Annotated in this window: 2 protein-coding genes; both read left to right on the top strand. The window is 46.5% G+C overall.

All coding sequences use genetic code 11. The features are described 5' to 3' along the window. Positions 1 to 161 precede the first annotated feature (161 nt). A complete protein-coding gene (locus QVO39_RS01715) occupies positions 162 to 902 on the top strand; it encodes a DUF5020 family protein (RefSeq protein WP_288171483.1) in 741 nt (246 codons plus the stop codon). Positions 903 to 949: 47 nt separating this feature from the next. Next, positions 950 to 1,509 (top strand): phosphatidylserine decarboxylase (locus tag QVO39_RS01710; protein WP_288171481.1); only part of this gene is annotated, 560 nt, incomplete at its 3' end.

The raw sequence follows: 1,509 nt of genomic DNA, 5'->3' as shown, positions 1-1,509 counted from the left end.
ATCAGTTTGTTATAAATGGGCTTTTTGGGCCACTACTTCCTCCTATTTTATAGGGTCATTAACTTATACATTTACTCCTAATGCGTAACCCCTGCAAGCGTTGGAGTTATGCCTCTGCAACTGTGATATTTTTTGTAGCTTTGCTTTTAGATGTTAAATTAATGAATATACAAGAGATGAGAGTTCAACTAAAACTAGTGGTAGCGGTACTTTTTCTATCGCTCTTTTCTGTAGCTAAGGCACAGACTCAGGTGGAGTATCACCATATTGTAGGTAAGTATTTTTATGAGGAGCTGAAGGAGGGGCATCTTCCAGCCAATTTGGTGACGATCCAGCATCTATCCTCGGATAAGTGGGGTAGCAACTTCTTATTCGTGGATATGAATATGGGGGATGGTAACTTGCAAAATGCTTATACTCAGATACACCGCTATACGAAGTTTTGGAAGGCACCAATCTATATCCTTACCCAGTATAATGGGGGATTGGCAAGAGGAAGCGAGACCGCTTTCAACCACTCTTACCTCGGTGGTGTGGCATGGAAGTATAGCGATGTGGCACGTCAGACTTACCTTGGAGTCAATATGGCGTATCGCTATGACCAAGGGTGGGCGAAGCCTCACAATATGACCCTCCATACCACTTGGAGCTGGACCAGCTGGAACCGTGTCTTTACACTCTGTGGCTTTGGCACTCTAAGCACTCAAAACCTTGAGGGGGTGAAGAGTGGGGTGAATTTCCTTGCCGAGCCTCAGTTTTGGGTAAATCTCAATCAGTTTGTCGGTGTCCACGATGACTTTAATTTGAGCCTTGGTACAGAGGTGAAGGTTTCTTACAGTATGCTGGCTCCAGATAAGTTTTACGTGCTTCCTACCGTGGGGCTTAAGTGGACTTTTAAGTAATTGATTGGGCATAGTGCCCATTAAGTTGGATCGTAAGTATTTGGATTATGTCAAAGCGTGAAAAGCGCTTATTGCGTGTTCATACGGAGGGGCTAGCCTTTTTGGTGGGGGCTACCGTGCTCTTAGGACTCTCATTGGTGTTCCTCTATATCCTTGTTGAGTCGAAGGTGCCTTTTTGGATTTGGCTGGTTTGTGTGGTGATCTTGCTAGGGCTCTCCTTTAACTTTTATCGATTCCCCAAGCGGAAGCAGCAGTCTACCGACCCTCGGGCGGTGCTGGCGGCTACCGATGGTAAGATTGTAGTGATAGAGCGTGTCTATGAGCCGGAAATCCTCAAGTGTGATTGTATTCAGATTTCTACCTTTATGACCATCTTCAATGTGCACGCTCAGTGGTTCCCGATTGCAGGTAAGGTGACTTATCTTGACCACCATAATGGGCGCTTTATGAGTGCCAATCTCCCGAAGAGTAGTGTGGAGAATGAGCGGAGTACCATTTTAATCCAGACGGAGCACGGGCAGCAGGTGCTGGTGCGTCAGATAGCTGGTGCGGTGGCAAGGCGTATCATCACTTATGCCGAGGTCGGTGATCGGTACGAGACGGATGA

Origin of the sequence: Porphyromonas sp. CAG:1061 (assembly GCF_000435035.1) — a bacterium.
GTDB classification, from domain to species: Bacteria; Bacteroidota; Bacteroidia; order Bacteroidales; family Porphyromonadaceae; genus Porphyromonas_A; species Porphyromonas_A somerae.
Note: the sequence above shows the minus strand (reverse complement) of the source record. Positions and strands in the feature narration are given on the sequence as shown.